We start from the raw sequence: 17,622 nt of genomic DNA, 5'->3' as shown, positions 1-17,622 counted from the left end.
TTTCCAGGTGATGCGCGCCCACCGCGTACGGCACCGCACGACGGCCCGCGGTCCGGATCTGCTCGACGGCATCGATCAGGCATCCTTGCCAACTCTCCTCGGGACAACGCGAAGGCCACCCACCGAAAGTCAAGGCGGCCTTCGTGATACGGCCTCTACAGCGCCGCACGAACTTTCGCGGCGAACTCGTAACCGCGCTGCCAATCCGCGCCGGTCGGGAGCGTGATCACCCGCGAAACGCCCTCGGCCGCATACGCGGACACCTGCGCGGCGGCCTCGCCGACGTCCGACGACAACCCGGTCGCCAGCACGGTGACCGACAGCGGAGCGCGCTCGCGCTGCGCGGCGAACTCCCGCAGCTCGGCGATATCCGTCGTCAGCTGCGCCGGATCGGATTGGATGGTGATCCACCCGTCCGCGTAGGCGGCGGCGCGGCGCCGCGCACGAGTGCTGTTGCCCCCGACCAGGATCGGCGGCATCGCCGAACCGGGAGCCAGGGTCACCTCGAGCCCGTCCGGCAACGTGGTCGGCTGTCCGGTAACGAGACCGGGCAGCACCCGCAACGCCTCGTCGGTGCGCCGGCCACGCCCCTCGAACGAGGCGCCGGCCGCCCGCCAGCCGATGTCGCCGTGCGCCGGGTTCCCGGTGCCCACACCGACGAGGAGCCGATTACCGGACAGGGTTTGCAGCGTGCTGATCTGCTTGGCCGCCCAGGCGACCGGGCGCAGGGCCAGCAGCAGCACGTTGTAGCCGATGCCGATCCGGTCGGTCACCGCGGCGGCGGTGGCCAGCGTGACGGTGCTGTCCAGCATCGGCGCGGACGCGATCAGGTGATCGGTGGACCAGATCGAATCGAGCCCGAGCTCCTCGGCGAATCGGGCGCTGGCCCGCACGTCGCCCAGGATCGGCTGTTCGGGATCGGGGGTCGAGGTCGGCAGGATAACGCCCAGTTCCATGGTCATGTCGGTCCAATCACTCGCTCTCGGATGCGCGACAGCAACGCTACGGGGCGAGAGCGAGCGTTCCAATCTCCTGTTCGCTCATGATGATGCCTCAAACACTCACCAGATGTCCGAATCGGCGAAAGCCCGCGCAGACCACCATTCCCCGGCGGCGGTCGATATACCCTGACGTATGGGTCTGTCGCGTCGGCAATTGCTGAGATTCGGTGGCGCCGGTTCCGCGGCGGTGCTGGCCGGGGCGGCGGTGGCGAGCAGCGGGAAGTTCCGGGTGCCGCGCTGGTCCGACGACCCGTTCGGCCTCGGTGTCGCGTCCGGCGATCCGACCGCGGACGGTGTGGTGCTGTGGACGCGGCTGGCCCCGGACCCGTTCGCGCCGGATGGCCTCGGCGGCATGCCGTTGCACCCGGTAACCGTGGAATACGAAGTCGCCCACGACGAGAACTTCCGGCAGGTGGTGACCCGCGGGTCGGCGGTCGCGACGCGCGAGCTGGCGCACAGCGTGCACCCGGAGGTCAACGGCTTGGACCCGGATCGCTGGTACTTCTATCGATTCCGGGCGGGATCGGTGCTGTCCCCGATCGGCCGGACCCGCACGGCTCCGCTACCCGGCCGGCCCACCGCGCGAATGCGCTTCGCGTTCGCTTCCTGCCAATCCTGGAGTTCCGGCTACTACACCGCCTACCAGCACATGAGCGCCGAGGACCTCGATCTCGTCGTGCACCTCGGCGACTACATCTACGAGCGCAGCTGGACGCAAGGCCGCAAGGGTGTGGTGGAGGAGCCCCAATTCCGGACCGAGGCCGTCGACCTCGCCGGCTATCGGCTCCGCTACGCGCAGGTCAAAGCCGAACAGCCGCTGCGAGACGCGCACGCCGCCTTTCCCTGGCTGGTCACCATGGACGACCACGAGATCGACAACAACTGGGCGGGTGACTCCCCCGGTCTCGGATTCGACGTCTACCGCATTCCCGCGCTCTTCCGCCGCCGCAAAGCCGCCGCCTTCCAGGCGATGTACGAGCACCAGCCGCTGCGCCTCGCGCAGCTGCCGTCCGGGCCGAACATTCACCTGCACCGCCGCTACGCTTTCGGCGACCTGGCCGAGATCACCATGCTCGACACCAGGCAGTACCGCGACAAGCAGGCCTGCGGCGACGGCAACACGGTCATCGACTGCACCGCCCGGCTCGACCCCGATCGCACGATATTGGGTGCGCGGCAACGAGAGTGGCTGATCGACGGATTCGCCGGCTCGCCCGCCCGCTGGCAGATCCTCGGTAACCAGGTGTCGATGGGCCAGTCCGATCAGGACGCGGGTCCGATCCTCGCCGTCGGCACCGATTCCTGGGACGGCTACGTCGCCGACCGCAACGCGGTGCTCGGCGCGGCCGCGGACCGCGACGTGCCCAACCTCGTCGTGATCACCGGAGACCGGCATCAGAACCTCGCCGGCGACCTGCGCCGCGACTTCGCCGACCCCGAATCACCGGTGGTAGCGGCGGAATTCATCGGCACCTCGATCTCCAGCGCGGGCGACGGCGCCGACACGACCGACTCGGGCCGCAACCTGCTCGCCGCCAACCCCGACCTCAAGTTCTTCAACGCCCAACGCGGCTACGTCCGCGTCGAACTCGACCACACCCAGCTACGCAACGACTTCCGCGTCGTCCCCTACATCCGCCGCCCCGGCGCCCCGATCCACACGCGAGCGAGTTTCGTTGTGCAGGAAGGGGTCCCGGGGGTGACGCCGGCCACGCAAGCGGACCGCCCGGCCACGCCGCGTGATCCGGGCGCTACCGCGAGCCCGACCGGCGACGCCCCGCGCTAGCCGCGGATCAGTAGTGGCTGGTGCTGGCCGGTGCGCTGGACCAGTCCTCGCCCGCGATCACCACGTGGTCGAGGAAGCGCAGGCCGACGGTGCGAGCGGCCTCGGCGAGCAGGGTGGTGGCCCGGCGGTCGTCCAGGCTCGGGGTCGGGTCGCCGGAGGGGTGGTTGTGCACGACGGCGAAGGCGCGACCGTCGTTGCGCAGCACGGTGTTCAGGATCTCCCGAATCGGCACCGCGACCTGATCGACCGCGCCCTCGGCGACGAACACCTTGCGCCGCAACTGATTCTGCGCGTCGCACACCAGCACCAGCAGCCGCTCGACCCGGGCGCCGGTGAACAGCGGCCTGGCCACGGCGGCGACATCCGACGCGGCGCCGAGCCGCACGAGGCTGCCGGTCTCGCCGCGGGCCCGGGAACCGAGGTGGAACGCGGCGATCAGGGCCGCCGCCTTCGCCACCCCGACGCCGGCCCGGCGGGACAGCTCCTCGGGCCGGGCCGCCGCCAATCCGGCCAGGCCGCCGTGTTCGACGAGGAGCTCCACCGCGAGGTCGAGCGCGCTGGCGCCGGGCCTGCCGTGCCGTAACAGCAAGGCCAGCAATTCGACATCGCTGAGCGCGTGCGGTCCGAGCGCGAGCAACCGCTCGCGTGGGCGCTGCTCGACGGGTACATCGATAAGCGAAACCGGCATCGTTCCACCCCTTGGTCACGGCGACAGTGCCACGGAGTGTGCCAGGCCCTACCGACATGTTGCCCGCGACCGCGGGGCCGCCCGAGTTGTCCGGTACTGCCGATTGCGAATCGGCGCGGGTCGGGCACACTGAGAGCGTCGATCGAGTACAGGGGCAGCTGAATGTTCATACCGCGCAAAGCAACCGCGGCACCGAGGCGCGTCGCTCTGCTACCCGCGATGTGCGCCGCGGTCGCGCTGCTGATGACGGCGTGCACCAGCGACAAGGACGCCGTGGCGCCACCGGCGCCGACCCTCGATCGGTACTACCAGCAAACCGTGGCCTGGGGTGCGTGCTCGGACTACCCGGGCGGCGAGGAGCTCGGCGCGGCCGGTCTCGAATGCGCGCGGGTGACGGTGCCGATCGACTACGGCAAACCCGACGGCGACACCGCCCGGATCGCGATCTCCCGGCTGCGCGCCACCGGCACCCGGGTCGCGTCACTGCTGACCAACCCCGGCGGCCCCGGTGCGCCCGGCCTGAGTTTGCCACGGGCGCTGGCGAAGTCGCCGGTGGCCGAACATCTCGACCTGATCGGGATGGACGTGCGCGGGCTCGGCGCCTCCACCCCGCGGGTCAGCTGCCGCTCGGTGGCCGAGTACGCGACGGGTCAGCGGGTGCTCGGCCGCACCGACCCGCTCGCCGAGATCGACCAGATCGAGGAGGAGAACGAGGACTACGCCAACTCGTGTGCGCGCCGCACCGGGCTGACGCTGCTCGCGCACGTCGGCACCGTCGATGTCGCTCGCGACATGGACGTCGTCCGGGCCGTGCTCGGTGAGCAGAAGCTGACCTACTTCGGCGGTTCCTACGGCACCCGGCTGGGCTCGACCTATGCCGAGCTGTTTCCGGAGCGGGTGCGCGCGATGGTCCTCGACGCCCCCGTCGACCCCACCACGAACATCGGCGACGAGGTGATCACCGCCGCCGGTTTCCAGCAGGCCTTCGACGCCTACGCCGCCGACTGCGCCAAGGCGCCGGACTGCCCGCTCGGCACCGATCCGAAGAAGGCCGACGAGAACTACCGCGCGCTGGTCAACCCGCTGATCCAGCACCCGGTCCGCGGGCTCGACTACGGCACCGTCACCACCGCGACCATCGCCTCGCTCTACCATCCCTCGTCCTGGCCCGACCTGACCAAGGGCCTGACCGACCTCGCCAAGGGCCGCAGTGAGGCGCTGCTCGGCGAGGCGGGCGTATACCGGGACGCCTCCTCCGACGACGTGCACCGCGCGGTGCTCTGCCTGGAGGAGATCCGGGTGACCGACCGTGCGGTGGCCGCCGACATCGCCCGCCGATCCCGTGCCGCCGCTCCGGCTTTCGACGACGGTCTCGCCGACACCGACAACAAGGCTCCGCTGGATGCCTGCGCGTTCTGGCCGGTCCCGCCGACCGCCCAGCCGCACGTGCCCAAGGTGACCGGTCTGCCGAAGGTCGTGGTCGTCGCGGCGACCGGGGATCCGGCGACGCCGTACCCCGGCGGCGTCACCCTCGCCAAAACCCTTGGCGCGGCGTTGATCACCTACGAGGGCACCCAGCACGGCGCGGCTTTCGAGGGCATCGCCTGCGTCGACGAACCCGTGCTGAGGTATCTGATCGATCTGACCCCGCCGGCCGACGGCCTGCGGTGCGCGAAATCGTGAGCCGCCGAGCTATCCGTCGACGACGACGACCTCGGGCGCGGGCAACGCGAACAACGAGTTGGCGGCCAGCTTCTCGAGATGCCGCAGCTGACGCTCGTGTACGACGATCCGGCGCAGTGCCTCGTTGATCGTGGCGTTGCTCGTCGAGGTGCCCATCACGGCGGCCGCGGCGGCGAGCAACTTCTGGTCGAGATCGATCCGCACGGATTTCATGCGTCCTCCTAAGTACATTCGCCATTTTGCGCCATCGCGCTCGCTTATGTCCGGCAAATCGGGACAGAGTCGGCGAATTCACGGCAGCGGTCGACGGGCACTGGTCAGCTCGTCGCCGGAATCCGTTGCCAGATGCCGGTAATTGCACAGCAAAGGACAGTCAGCTAGACAGTTTGCCAAGCTGCGAAGGCTTTTGTTGTCGGCGGGCTCGAGCGGTGCTTGCATCGACGTATGTTCACCGAAGCGCAGCTGTACTCACCGGTGACCCGGTCCGGCGACGGCGATGTCACCGTCCACCTCAGCGACGAGCACCCCGGCGTGCACGACGCGGACTACCGGGCCCGTCGCAATGCCATCGCCGCGCTCGCGCTCGATTACGCCCCGGGCAAACCCGTTCCGCAGATCGACTACACCGCCGAGGAGCAGCAGGTCTGGCGGATCGCCTCGGCCGAGCTGGCGCGCAAGCACCAGACCTACGCCTGCGCCGAGGTGCTGGAGGCCGCGGCCCGGCTCGCCTTGCCCGAGGATCACATTCCGCAGTTGAACGAGGTCTCCGCGGCGCTGGTCCCGCTGAGCGGATTCCGCTACGCGCCGGCCGCCGGGCTGGTGCCGCTGCGCCAGTTCTTCGGCTCGTTCGCGGACCGGACCTTCCACTCCACCCAGTACATCCGGCATCATTCGGCGCCGCTGTACACCCCCGAACCCGACGCCATCCACGAGATCATCGGCCACGCCAACCAGATCGCCAGCCCCCGCTTCGCCGCCATCTACGAGGCGGTCGGCGCGGCGGTCGGGCGGCTGGAGACCGAGCCGGCGCTGAAATTCCTGGCGAACGTCTTCTGGTTCTCGATGGAGTTCGGCGTGGTCCGGGAGGCGGGCGAAGTCCGTTGCTACGGTGCGGGATTGCTGTCCTCCTACGGCGAGATCGAGGAGTTCCGCACGGCCGACCTGCGGCCGCTCGACGTCGCCGCGATGGGCACCGCGGTCTACGACATCACCCACTACCAGCCGATCCTGTACTGCGCCGAGTCGGTCGCCGAGATCGAGGACGTGGTCGGCGGCTTCTTCGCGACGATGGACGACGAGACGCCGGATCGGTTGCGGCATTCGAGTGCGGCTGGGGCGCAGTAGCTTTCGGGCGGCGAGCCGGATGTTCAGTCCGGCTCGCCGGTCCGCGCCCGGCCGATCGGCAACCCGGCTTCCAGCAGATCCAGCATCCGGCCGATGTTTTCGAGATTGATCGGCGAGATGCGCGCGACGGCCAGGCCCGCGCCGGTCAACGCGCCGGCGAGTATCCGGATATCGAAATCACGGGGGGAACCGCCGACACGTTCGGCCATCATCGTGGCGACCATCTCGATGTTGCGTTCCATCTCCCGCCCGATGGCCGAACGCAGCTCGGGCACGTGATAGACCAGCGCCTGCCGTTCCTGCTCGAAGGCCAGCGCCGAGGCGGGCAGCGAGGTCAAAACCTCCGCGATCGCGTTCCGCAGGGCGGTGAGCGGCGCGAGATCGGGCGGCTGCGCCCGGACCGCCGCGATCAGCAACGGATCCATGTCGTCGGCGAGCACCAGCTGTTCCTTGGTCGGAAAGTAGCGGAAGAAGGTGCTCGGCGACACGTCGGCGGCGGCCGCGATCTGCTCGACCGTGGTGTCGCTGTAGCCCTGCTCGCGGAACAGCCGGAACGCTTCTTCGCGAATCGTCCGGCGGGTCCGCTCCTTCTTCCGCTCACGCAAGCCGTGCACAGCAGGCTCTTCTCCGGACAGGTCAACCGACATAAGTCGATTCTGGCGTATCGGCGGACCGGGCGGTGCCACCGGCAGCATCCAGCCGCACCGGCTCCTGCTCGGCGGGTTGCTTTGCTCGAACGAAGACGGCGGCGGCCGCGGCGGCCAGCACGCACAGGCCCGCGCAGACCCACAGCATCGCGGCCATGCCGCCGACGAACGCGCTCTGCACCTGATGCAGCACCGCCGAATCGCCGAGCTGATGCGCCGCCGCGACGCCCGCGTTCACTCCGTCCGAGATCGGATCGTGGTTCAGTGAGCCGAGGTCCGAACGGTACTGGGTGGCCAGCACCGTGCCCAGAATCGCGACGCCGACGGTGCCGCCCGCCTGGCGCAGCGCCTGGATCAAGGCCGAACCCGAACCCGACCGTTCCGCGGTGAGCTCGCCCATCGCCAGGCCCATCGCCGTCGGCATCGCCAGACCCATGCCCGCGCCGAGCAGCGTCGTCCACAGCGCGGTGAAGCCGTAGCCGCTGTCCACGCTGGTCGCCGCGCCCAGTCCGAGCGCGCCGGCCAGCAGGGCGAAGCCGAGCGTGAGCAGCCATCGGGTGCCCAGCTTCGGCAGGATCTTGTCACCCAGCCTGCTGCCGACGATCAGCCCGCCGATCAGCGGGAGCAGCCGCAGACCGCTACCGAGCGCGTCCACGCCGAGCACCGCCTGGAAGTACTGCGGCACGGTGAAGAACATGCCGAACATGGCGAAGTTGACCACGATGGAAAGTCCGGTGCCCCAGCGGAATCCGGCATTCTCGAACAGCCCGAGATCGATCAGCGGATGCGTCGTCCTGCGCTGCCAGAGCACGAACGCGCCGAGCAGCAGCCCACCGGCGACGACGATGGCCCAGGCCGACAGATCGCCCCAGCCGAGGTCGCCGATCCGGATGAAGCCGTAGGTGAGACCGAGCATGCCGGCGGCCGAGAGCAGCACGCCGGGGACGTCGACGCGGAGTTGGTTCGCGCTGCGCGATTCCGGCACGAGCGCGAAGACGGCGAGCGCACCGATGATCACCATCGGCACGTTGATCAGGAACACCGAGCCCCACCAGAAATTCCGCAGCAGCCAGCCGCCGAGGATCGGGCCCAGCGGCAGGCCGAGGGCGGTCGCGGTCACCCAAATGGTCAGCGCGCGTTGGCGTTGCGTGGGCTCGGGGAACAGGGACGGCAGCACCGACATGGACAGCGGCATCATCGCCGCCGCGCCGACGCCGAGCACCACCCTTGCGGCGATGAGCTGGCCGGACGAGGTGGCGAACGCGCAGGCCAGCGACGCGGCGCCGAAGATCAGCAGCGCGCCGAGCAGAAACTTCTTGCGGCCGTACCGGTCACCGAGCGCACCCGCGGGCAGCATCAACGCGGCGAGCGCGAGCGTGTACGCACCGGTGAACCATTGCAGCGCAGCGGTATTCGCGTGCAGATCGACGGCGAGCGTGGGCAGCGCCACGGTCAGCACCGTGGTGTCGAGCCCGATGGTCAGCATGGCCAGCGCCAGCGCGCCGAGCGCCAGCCAGCGCCGAGTCGCGTCTGTTTTCATGACCCCTCCGAAAATGATAGAAGCTACTTTTTGATAGTAGCTCTCATTTAGTAGCTCCTGTCAATACCGCGCTCCGGTGTGCATTCGGCCGACCCGCCGCCGAATCGCTAGGCTCGCGAACGATGAAGATCCGGGACTCGCGCCGCCGCGCCACACTCCGCCTCGGTTCCGCGCTGGCCGCCCTGGCGGTGATCGCGGGGACGGCCGTTCCCGCGCTCGCCGCGCCGGCGCCGAGCACACCGACGACGCCGTTCACCACCCCCAACACCGACGGCTGCCCGCAGAAGACGCGGCCGCCCGCACCGATCGACGAATCCGAGGTTCCGGCGCCCGGCGAGCCGACGCCGACCGCGCTGCCCATCCCCACGCCCCCGGTCGGCGGCGGCCGGCTCGGCGAATGCGGCGCGGTGCTGCCCAAAGGGGCACCCGCTGCGCCGCAAGACATTTCGGCGACCGCCTGGCAGCTGTCCGACCTGGACACCGGCGAGGTGCTCGCGGCCAAGGACCCGCACGGCCGCTACCGGCCTGCCAGCACCATCAAGGTGCTGCTCGCCACGATCGCGCTGCGCACCCTGGATCTGACCAAGACGGTCATCGGCACCCAGGACGACGCGAACGCCGACGGCACCCGGGTCGGCATCGGCCCCGGCGGCCGGTACACCAATCGCCAGCTTCTGCAGGGCCTGATCATGGCCTCCGGCAACGACGCGGCACACGCCATCGCCACCCAGCTCGGCGGCGAGGCGGCCACCGTCGCGAAGATGAACGAGCTGGCGAAGTCGCTGGGCGCCTTGGACACTCGCGCCGCCACCCCGTCCGGCCTGGACGGACCCGGCATGAGCACCTCGGCCTACGACCTGTCCGTCCTGTTCCGCGAGGCCATGACGATCCCGCTGTTCGCCGAATTCATCCACACCGAACAGATCGACTTCCCCGGTTACCCCGCGAACCCGAAGATCGAGGGCGACAAAGATCACCCCGGCTTCCCCATCGGCAACGACAACCACCTGCTCTATGACTACGAAGGCGCCATCGGCGGCAAGACCGGCTTCACCGACGACGCCAGGCAGACCTTCGTCGCCGCCGCCGAACGCGACGGGCGCCGTCTCTCGGTCACCCTGCTCAAGGCCGACGTGCGGCCGTTGCGCCCGTCCGACCAGGCGGCCCGGCTGCTCGACTACGGCTTCGCCCTCCCCCGCGGCGCCGCCGTCGGCAAGCTTCCCGAGCCCGACCGCAAGCAGTCGAAAACCGGTGCCGCCCTTGCCTCCCCGCCGCCCAGGGACGCGGACTCGCGTCCGCTGGCGGAAGACGGGCACGGCGACAACCGCACCGTCTGGATCGTCGGCGGAGTCATCCTGGTTCTCGCCCTCCTGCTCGGCGCGCGTCGGCTGAACCGGCGGCGGTAGTACCGGATTCTCGCGGCGATGGAACCGTTCCGCGCGACGCTGCGTCTATGGGTTGTGTAGACGATTTTCCGTCGGCCGGATGCGGTCGCTGTGGGCGAAGGGGTGTGTCGACTTGGCTGGAATTCTCGGCGTGGACATCGAGGTCCTCGGCAAAACGGTGCAGTCCCTGCAGGGTGCCGAGCAGGTGCTCAACGACGCGATGGCGGCGATGGCCGCAGGCGGTCACGGCGATATCGGCACGCAGGCGCTCAACGACGCGGCCGAGAGTTTCCAGCGCCGATGGCGCTTCGGCATCGAGCGGATCGGTGAGTCCGCCAAGGCCACCGCAGCAGGCGTGGGCAAATGCCATGACGCCTACCAGGACGTCGACACCGCCATCGCCACCGCACTCGACCAGGTCGCCGGTGCCATCGACGGCAAGACGCAGGCCGAGGCATGAGCGACAATCCGTACCCCAACCTGGGTTTCAACCCGGTCCCCGGCGCTCCCGCCGACGTCGCCGGGCTGCGCGGGCAGATCAACACCTCCGCCGACGCGGTCCGGGAAACCAACGACCTGCTCACCCGCCTGCGCAACAGCAACGACAATGTATGGAAAGGCGACGCGGGCGACGCCTTTCGCGCCGGCTTCGACGCCACCCTGGGCCAGGATCTCGGCTACGCCCAGAAGTCCCTCGAACGCGCGGTCAGCGTGCTCGACCAATGGCACACCGATCTAGTCGGCTACCAGGACACCGCCAAGGGACTCGAAGCCGAGGCCGCCGACGCCAAAGGGCAGCACACCAAGGCCGTCGCGACCCTGCACACCGCCAAGTCCAACCCGGACCTCGCCCTCGCGAACGTGATGTTCACCGACCAGGGCGAACTGCAGGCCGCGCAATCCCGCCTCGACGCCGCCACCGCCCAGGTCCGTTCGGCAAGCACCGCCGTCGACAACTGGCAAGGCAAGATCGACTCCATACTCCAGCGCGCCCGCGACCTGGAAACCCAGCACGACCACACAGCCCGGCGCGCCGCCACTGAGCTGGACGCCGCCGCGAAGGATTTCGCGCCGAGCCCGCCGGACAGGAGTATCTGGGACCGGATCGCCGACGCGGTGAAGGGTGTCGGAGAGTGGATCGACGAGCACCGCAAAGGCCTCCACGAATTCCTGGCGAATACCGCGGCGATCACCGGTCTCCTCGCGATCATCACGCCCCCGCCGGTCGATGCGATCATGCTCGCCGTATCGCTCGCGGCGGGTGCCGGAGCGCTCGGGCTCGACCTGACCGATTCCGAGATGCGCGATGATCTCCTGCACGGCAGCCTCACCGAAAAGCTGCACGCGGCAGAGACGCTCGCGACCGACACACTCGGCGTGATTCCCGGCGTCGCCGCACTGAGCAAGGTGGGAAAGGTTGCAGCGCTGGGTGATGGGATCGGCGATATCGGCCGATTCGAAAGCATGGCCCGCACCTGGGCGGAATCCGCGCACAGCCCAGGCTTTCTCAACGAGAGACTGGTTCGGAACGAGGGAATCACGAACCTGTTGGACAAATCCGGCCTGACCAACGGAACACACAGGCTGCTTCAGCACATGAATGTCGTGGGTGAGCACAATCATGTCCCCGACCCCGGCGTCGCGCTGAAGGTATTCAACAGCGCCAAGAAATCCATCACCGGCCTGAGCACGTGGGGCCTCGAGCAGGTTACCGACTGACCATGACGTCCACGAGCTCGGCGCCTGCGGTCTCCGCCACTATTCCTCCTGGATATTTCGAGATGCCGCTCCGCGACACTCATCGAATACTCGAGCGGGCTACCTCGCTCGTGCGCGCGACCGTACCCGACGCGCTGAAGGCGGACGTACCCTCCGTGATCGGCACGGCAGGGTTCTTTCTCGAAGTGCTGGCCGCCAAGAATGCCGTGTACTGCGGGATGGGAAAGCATTCGGCCGAGAACGGCGAGCCGGTCGTCTCGTGGCTGACGGTATCTGTCGTCGGCTTCGGCGATGAGCGCAATCCTCGCCTGGTCGTCGGTGAGATCACCAGGGACAAAGTGGCTTCGGGCGGATCGGGCTCGGTAGAGATTGTCGATGTCGCGGGCCGCCCGATGGTGTTCACCGAGGACCGGCGGACCTACACCGCAGCGCGGTTGTCGAGCGTCCGAGCGACCGAGGGCAGCGCTTCGGTCTTTCAGATCGAGGCGGTCGTCCCGTCGGACAACGGCGCGTCCCTCGCCGTGATCGAGTTCTCGACGGCCGCGCTGGAACACGGCCCCGAATATCGGGCGATGGTGCTCGGCCTCGCGGCCTCGATCAAGTTCCACGAATCCGCTTCCCGGACATCAAGTTTGGACCTCTGATGGAGTCGGTAATGGTCACGGCGCCCGCCACTCCCGCCATGAAGAATCCGGCGACCCGGGCGGCACTGCGCAAGAATTTCGTCATTCGCTGGCCGCTGCTGCTGGTATCTCTAGCTTGTGGGCCGCTGGCGGTGATGCTGCTCGACAGGTTCGACCAACCAGCAGTCCACGGTGCCGCGAAGAAGTTCGGCGTATTGGGCGCCGAGCTGGCCGGGCTGGTCTTCGTGATCGGCACCGTCTTCGGCGGGGTATTCGTGTGGATCCAGCATCGGCGGCGGAAGGCGCTGCGGCGTAATCCGTGGGCGGTGTGGCCGATCCGCTATATCGCTACCGGTAGGGCCGAATGGGTCGAGCTCATCGGACCGAATGGCGATCCGGTTTCCGCGCTGTTGCTGAGTACCTGGCCGAAAGATGTGGGAAAGCTGGTGAACCACAGTACTTCTGAGATCTGGTTCGCCGGCTATCCGGCCAAGTACGGCGTGATTTCCGCGCCGGGTGGCGGCGATCTGCGCTACGCGTATCGCTCTCGCTCCCGGCCGGTCCCGCGGTTCACCTTCCGGACCGATGATTCGTCAGGCAGCCGACGCGATCGAGCCGCACCGTCGCGACCGGAGTACGAGCTGACCAGGGAAGGTAGCCATCCCGCGATGAAGCTGGTCGGCGAGGCGCCGGAAGCAGCGAAACCCTTCGGCAGGAAAGGTGATTCCAGGTATCCGTCGCCGCGTATGCTGCGGCGCACCCTCGCCTTCCTCCTCGATTGGGTCATTCATGTGGGGTGTGGTGTCGGTGCCGCGGTTGCCGTGAGTCCGGAGTTCTCCATGGATGCGGCCGCCCGGCACGACTGGTCGCAGCTCGGGGTGAATCCCGTTGTCGCGATCGGCTTTTTCCTAGCCGCCTCGGCCTTCGACCGGATCGTCATCCAGTCGATATTCCATACAACGATCGGCAAGGCGCTGTTCGGCTTGGTGGTCGTTCGCCCCCAGGATGGCAAGTACCCGTCCTTCGGCCGGCTGCTGGCGGTGTGGTTGTTCCATGTGTATCTGCCGCTCGGCATCTGGGGTGGCGCCGGCCCCGAACAGGTCGACGATTACTTCCTGCCTGCCGTGCGACGGCGAGATGTGGTGTGCGGCAGTTCGACATGAACTGCGCGCGTATTCCTATGTCGGAGAGGACAACAGTGCGTCACTGGCGACACGATCGAGGATCGGTTCGGCGGCTGCCCGCGCCGGAAGAGAGCTCGCAATCACCGGCCACGCGGTCGGCGCAGGGTCGAAAGCGCAAGGGCCGCAAGGGCTCCTGCGCCGAAGAAGGTGGCTCCCGCGCCGACGGAGAGTTCGCGGGCTGACGTGCGCGGGGCGATGATGGCGGCGGGCGGGGCGGGGATTTCGGCTTCGGGCTCGTTGTCGGACGCGGTGGCGGCCCACGCGGTGGCGAACAGGACGATCCGGTAGGTGACGTAGCTGAAGACCATCAGGCCGATGATCGAACCGAAGGCGGCGCCCGCCGGACTGCTCAGCACCTTCTGCAGATAGATCGAGGCGACGAACTTGAACACCTCGAAGACCACGGCGGCCAGTGCGGCGGCCTTGGCCGCGCTGGCCAGGGTGACCGGTTCCCGGGGCAGCCGGGCGATGATCCAGGCGAAGACCGCCCAGGAGGCGAGGAAGCCGAGCAGGATCGACACCAGCGCGAGCAGCAATCGGGCGCCGGGCAGGTGCGACAAGCCCAGGCTGATCAGCAGCCGGGCGCCGAGGGTGCTCGACGCCAGCGCGGAAAGCCCGAGGGAGACAACGAAGGCCAGGCCGAGGCCGAGCAGCGCGCCCAGATCGGACAGCTTGGCGATGAACCAGTTCTGTTCCTCGCTCTTCTGCTCCCACTGCTCGGTCAGCGCCGCCCGCAGGTTGGCCATCCAGCCGAGCCCGGACCAGATCCCGGCCAGCAGGCCGATGACGCCGACGGTGCCGCGCGACTCGATCGCCTTGTCGATCAGCTCGTTCAGCTGCTCACCGAGCGAGCCGGGAATGTTGTCGACGATCTTGGTCTGCACCTCGCCGAGCAGGTCCGGATTGCTGGACAGCACGAAACCCGCGATCGCGAAGGCGACCATGAGCAGCGGAAACAGCGACAGCACGGTGAAATACGTGATGCCGGCCGCGTAGTAGTCGCCGCGCTGGCGCTGATACCGCCCGCCGGCCCGCACCAGATGGTCCAGCCATGGCAGCGCCTGGATCCGTCGTTCGATCCCGGCCTTGATGTTGTCGATCACCTGCACCGTTCGCCCCTTCAGGAGAGATCTCACAGGTGCCGTCCCGTCAGCGGGCCAGTAGGCCCACTCGGTCGTATACCTGTGCGAGGGTGTTGCCGGCGATCTCTCGCGCACGCTCGGCACCGGCGGCGAGGATACGGTCGAGTTCGCCCTGATCCGACAAGTACTCTCGCACCTTTGCCTGCAAAGGCGTGACAAATTCGACCAGCGCGTCGGCCACATCGGATTTCAGGTCGCCGTAGCCCTTACCCGCGTAATCCTTTTCCAGCGTGACGATCGGGCTGCCGGACAGCGAGCTCAGGATCACCAGCAGGTTGCTCACCCCCGGCTTCTGCTCCGGGTCGTAGCGGATCTCCCGCTCGGTGTCGGTCACCGCGGACCGGACCCGCTTGGCGGTGATCTTGGGATCGTCGAGCAGGTTGATCAGGCCCGCGTCGCTGGACGCCGACTTGCTCATCTTCGAGGTCGGATCCTGCAGGTCGTAGATCTTGGCGGTGCCCTTCTCGATGTGCGCCTCGGGCACCACGAAGGTCTTCTTGAACCGGGTGTTGAAGCGCTGCGCGAGATTTCGGGTCAGCTCCAGATGCTGGCGCTGGTCCTCGCCGACCGGCACCTGATGCGGGCGGTAGAGCAGGATGTCCGAGGCCATCAGCACCGGGTAGGTGAACAACCCGACCGACGCGTTGTCCGAGCCCTGCTTGACCGACTTGTCCTTGAACTGGGTCATCCGGCTGGCCTCGCCGAAGCCGGTGATGCAGCTGAGCACCCAGGCCAGCTCGGCGTGTTCGGGCACCTGGCTCTGCACGAACAGCGTCGACTTCTTCGGGTCGATGCCGAGCGCGAGCAGCTGCGCGGCGGCGGCCTTGGTCTGCGCCTTCAGCGCCTTCGGGTCCTGCGGCACGGTGATCGCGTGCAGGTTCGGGATGAAGTAGAGCGCGTCGTAGTCGTCCTGCATGGTCACCCAGTACTGCAGCGCCCCAAGGTAGTTGCCGAGGTGGAACGAGGTACCGGTGGGCTGGATCCCGGAAAGGACGCGCTGCTTACGCTCAGCGGCCGGGGCTTCTACAGGAACGGACATACCCCGATCTTTCCATGCCCCGCCCACCCGTCGCCCGACCACCGCCCCTCAACGAGTCGCTGCGCGATGCTGCTCAGGTGGATTTCGCTCCACCCAGTTGCGCGGGTCGACCCCCGGCATACTCGGCCGCCCCTTGGTGACCAGCTGATGCTCGCGCCGCGAGACGAGCTTGTAGACCGGTGCGCTCGGGCCGAGCAGAGTGCTGCGCAATACCGGCGGCAGCAGCGGCGGAGCCACATGCGCGGTACGCACGGCCTGCGCGAGCGCCCGGTAGGCGACCTGGTCGGCCAGTCCCCAGCGCATGTCGTACATCTGCCGGATCCGCGGCGGCAGACTGCCCTGCACCAGCAGGAAGAACGCGGAGGTGACCTGCTGCATCGGCATCCGCTGCGGGTACGGCACGCGCTGCCCGGCCAGGTAGGAACCGACCAGCCGGGCCTCGTCGGTGAGGAACAGTTCGTCGGAGGCGAGGTAGGCGTCGAAGGACGCGCGGAACTCCGGATAGCTGCCCGGCGCGGCGTCCGGGGGCATGCCGAACAGTTCGGCCCAGCGCACATAGTCCTGGTACAGGCCCTCGCGCTCGCCGTCGGTCAGGGTGCGGACCAGCAGGTCGTACATCACCTCGGCGGAGTCGAAGGTGAACGCCATCGTCATGTACATCAGGTGCGGGTCGAGCGCGGAGTAGCCGGTGCCTGCCGGGTGGTGCGGCCCGGCGTCCTCGGGCAACGCGCCGCGCACCTTGGCGTGCTTGTTCGTGGTGAAGGCGAGCGCGCGATCCGCCTCCGCCTTGCTGCCGAGGAAAACGGCTTCGAAGAGATGGCCGGTGAGCGAGAGCCGGGTGTACGGCGTCATCCGGTGCTGAGTGTTCTCCGCGGTACCGACGTAGAGCAGCGGGTGGACCGCGCCGACAACCAGGGCACGCTGGCCGTAGGTCAGGCCGACGGCCCGCTTGCTCATCACCCGCCGGGCCATCGAGTGATCGCTGAAATAGCCGGGCTCGGACATTGCTGCCTCCTCATCGAGAGCATCTGGCAATAGCATCCGCCAGATTCGGCATTCTGGCAATACTCTCTGCCAGAATTAGGCGTGACAGAATCAAATCGTGACTGCATCGCGAAGCGATTCCGTGAGGGGTGGCGGCCGGGCGACGGGCGGGCCTGCATCGCGAAGCGATTCCGTGAGGGGTGGCGGTCGGGTGGCGGGCGGGCCTGCGCAGCGGACGTATGGAGGGATTACCGCGGAGGAGCGGCGGGCGCAGCGGCGGGCGGCGTTGCTCGAGGCGGCGCTCGAGATCATCGGCACGCAGGGGTTGGCCAAGCTGACGGTCTCCGGGCTGTGCGCCCAGGCGGGACTCAACGAGCGGTACTACTACGAGAGCTTCGACAGTCGCGATGCCGTGTTGACCGCGCTCGTCGACACCATCGCCGAGGAGCTGGCGGTCGCGATCGTGGCGGCGGTGGGTACCGCGCCGAAGGACTCGCGCGCAACGGCACGGGCCGCGATCACCGCGGGTATCCACCTGCTCACGGACGACCCGCGCAAGGCCAAGGTCACGCTGGTCGCCGGTATGGCGACGCCGGAATTGCGGGCTCGCACAACGGAAACGGTGCGGGTGTTCGCGCGGATGGTCGCGGCCGAGGGGGTCGATTTCTACGGGATCGATGCCCCGGACTCCGATCCGGCGATCGACTTCCGGGCCAACTATCTGGTCGGCGGGCTGGTGCAAACACTGACCGCGTGGTTACAGGGCGAACTGCCGCTCACCCGCGACGAGCTGATCGAGCACACCACCGACGTGTTCGTCTTGCTCGGTGAGGATTTGGCGCGCCGCTTGGCGTGAA

Annotated in this window: 17 protein-coding genes; 9 read left to right on the top strand and 8 right to left on the bottom strand. The window is 68.3% G+C overall.

The window, feature by feature from the left end; genetic code table 11:
* Window positions 1-155: 155 nt before the first annotated feature.
* Window positions 156-962, bottom strand: a complete 807-nt coding sequence (locus ACFYO1_RS38310; protein WP_387242660.1) for an LLM class flavin-dependent oxidoreductase — start codon at window positions 960-962, stop codon at window positions 156-158.
* Between the two features lie 172 nt (window positions 963-1,134).
* On the opposite strand from ACFYO1_RS38310, the gene ACFYO1_RS38305 reads away from it, so the two are divergent.
* Entirely contained in the window at window positions 1,135-2,787 is a 1,653-nt protein-coding gene (locus ACFYO1_RS38305; RefSeq protein WP_387242657.1) for an alkaline phosphatase D family protein, read from the top strand.
* Window positions 2,788-2,794: 7 nt separating this feature from the next.
* Here the strand turns inward: ACFYO1_RS38305 and ACFYO1_RS38300 are convergent, their stop codons facing one another.
* The gene (locus ACFYO1_RS38300; RefSeq protein ID WP_387242654.1) at window positions 2,795-3,475 is read right to left on the bottom strand and encodes a RadC family protein; all 681 of its coding nucleotides are present in this window, start codon (window positions 3,473-3,475) and stop codon (window positions 2,795-2,797) included.
* 219 nt (window positions 3,476-3,694) lie between these two features.
* On the opposite strand from ACFYO1_RS38300, the gene ACFYO1_RS38295 reads away from it, so the two are divergent.
* Window positions 3,695-5,158, top strand: a complete 1,464-nt coding sequence (locus ACFYO1_RS38295) for an alpha/beta hydrolase (protein WP_387242651.1) — start codon at window positions 3,695-3,697, stop codon at window positions 5,156-5,158.
* Window positions 5,159-5,167: 9 nt separating this feature from the next.
* On the opposite strand, the gene ACFYO1_RS38290 is transcribed toward ACFYO1_RS38295, so the two are convergent.
* Window positions 5,168-5,371: a type II toxin-antitoxin system VapB family antitoxin gene (locus tag ACFYO1_RS38290; RefSeq protein WP_150404267.1), complete on the bottom strand. Its 204-nt coding sequence runs from the start codon at window positions 5,369-5,371 to the stop codon at window positions 5,168-5,170.
* 231 nt (window positions 5,372-5,602) lie between these two features.
* Here ACFYO1_RS38290 and ACFYO1_RS38285 point away from each other — a divergent pair, with 231 nt between their 5' ends.
* A complete protein-coding gene (locus ACFYO1_RS38285; protein ID WP_387242647.1) occupies window positions 5,603-6,502 on the top strand; it encodes a phenylalanine 4-monooxygenase in 900 nt (299 codons plus the stop codon).
* Window positions 6,503-6,525: 23 nt separating this feature from the next.
* Here the strand turns inward: ACFYO1_RS38285 and ACFYO1_RS38280 are convergent, their stop codons facing one another.
* Window positions 6,526-7,149 carry a TetR family transcriptional regulator gene (locus ACFYO1_RS38280; RefSeq protein WP_387242644.1) on the bottom strand — a complete coding sequence of 208 codons (624 nt, stop codon included), beginning with the start codon at window positions 7,147-7,149 and terminating at the stop codon, window positions 6,526-6,528.
* Window positions 7,139-8,689 (bottom strand): DHA2 family efflux MFS transporter permease subunit, encoded by a 1,551-nt coding sequence (locus ACFYO1_RS38275; protein WP_387242641.1) that lies wholly within the window; start codon window positions 8,687-8,689, stop codon window positions 7,139-7,141. The genes ACFYO1_RS38280 and ACFYO1_RS38275 overlap by 11 nt, the downstream gene beginning before the upstream one ends.
* A 122-nt stretch (window positions 8,690-8,811) precedes the next feature.
* Here ACFYO1_RS38275 and ACFYO1_RS38270 point away from each other — a divergent pair, with 122 nt between their 5' ends.
* From ACFYO1_RS38270 to ACFYO1_RS38250, 5 genes are all read left to right on the top strand, one after another.
* Entirely contained in the window at window positions 8,812-10,095 is a 1,284-nt protein-coding gene (locus ACFYO1_RS38270) for a D-alanyl-D-alanine carboxypeptidase family protein (protein WP_387242638.1), read from the top strand.
* 112 nt (window positions 10,096-10,207) lie between these two features.
* Window positions 10,208-10,534, top strand: a complete 327-nt coding sequence (locus tag ACFYO1_RS38265; protein ID WP_387242635.1) for a hypothetical protein — start codon at window positions 10,208-10,210, stop codon at window positions 10,532-10,534.
* Entirely contained in the window at window positions 10,531-11,793 is a 1,263-nt protein-coding gene (locus ACFYO1_RS38260; RefSeq protein ID WP_387242632.1) for a hypothetical protein, read from the top strand. The genes ACFYO1_RS38265 and ACFYO1_RS38260 overlap by 4 nt, the downstream gene beginning before the upstream one ends.
* A 2-nt stretch (window positions 11,794-11,795) precedes the next feature.
* Window positions 11,796-12,437, top strand: coding sequence for a hypothetical protein (locus ACFYO1_RS38255; protein WP_387242629.1), 642 nt, complete (start codon window positions 11,796-11,798; stop codon window positions 12,435-12,437).
* Window positions 12,438-12,448: 11 nt separating this feature from the next.
* Window positions 12,449-13,579 carry an RDD family protein gene (locus ACFYO1_RS38250; RefSeq protein ID WP_387242627.1) on the top strand — a complete coding sequence of 377 codons (1,131 nt, stop codon included), beginning with the start codon at window positions 12,449-12,451 and terminating at the stop codon, window positions 13,577-13,579.
* Window positions 13,580-13,680: 101 nt separating this feature from the next.
* Here ACFYO1_RS38250 and yhjD read toward each other — a convergent pair whose 3' ends face one another.
* The 3 genes from yhjD to ACFYO1_RS38235 are packed head-to-tail and all read right to left on the bottom strand — an operon-like array spanning window position 13,681 to window position 16,786.
* A complete protein-coding gene (yhjD, locus tag ACFYO1_RS38245) occupies window positions 13,681-14,709 on the bottom strand; it encodes an inner membrane protein YhjD (protein WP_387243177.1) in 1,029 nt (342 codons plus the stop codon).
* Window positions 14,710-14,749: 40 nt separating this feature from the next.
* Entirely contained in the window at window positions 14,750-15,781 is a 1,032-nt protein-coding gene (gene trpS, locus ACFYO1_RS38240; protein ID WP_387242624.1) for a tryptophan--tRNA ligase, read from the bottom strand.
* A gap of 48 nt (window positions 15,782-15,829) precedes the next feature.
* The gene (locus ACFYO1_RS38235; protein ID WP_387242622.1) at window positions 15,830-16,786 is read right to left on the bottom strand and encodes an oxygenase MpaB family protein; all 957 of its coding nucleotides are present in this window, start codon (window positions 16,784-16,786) and stop codon (window positions 15,830-15,832) included.
* 190 nt (window positions 16,787-16,976) lie between these two features.
* Between ACFYO1_RS38235 and ACFYO1_RS38230 the strand changes: the two genes are divergently transcribed.
* On the top strand, window positions 16,977-17,621 hold the full coding sequence (locus ACFYO1_RS38230) for a TetR/AcrR family transcriptional regulator (protein ID WP_387242619.1): 645 nt from the start codon (window positions 16,977-16,979) through the stop codon (window positions 17,619-17,621).
* Window position 17,622 lies beyond the last annotated feature (1 nt).

The organism is Nocardia sp. NPDC006044 (genome assembly GCF_042871115.1).
GTDB lineage: Bacteria > Actinomycetota > Actinomycetes > Mycobacteriales > Mycobacteriaceae > Nocardia.
The sequence above is the reverse complement of the archived record's forward strand: the minus strand, read 5'-3'. Positions and strand labels throughout refer to the sequence as shown.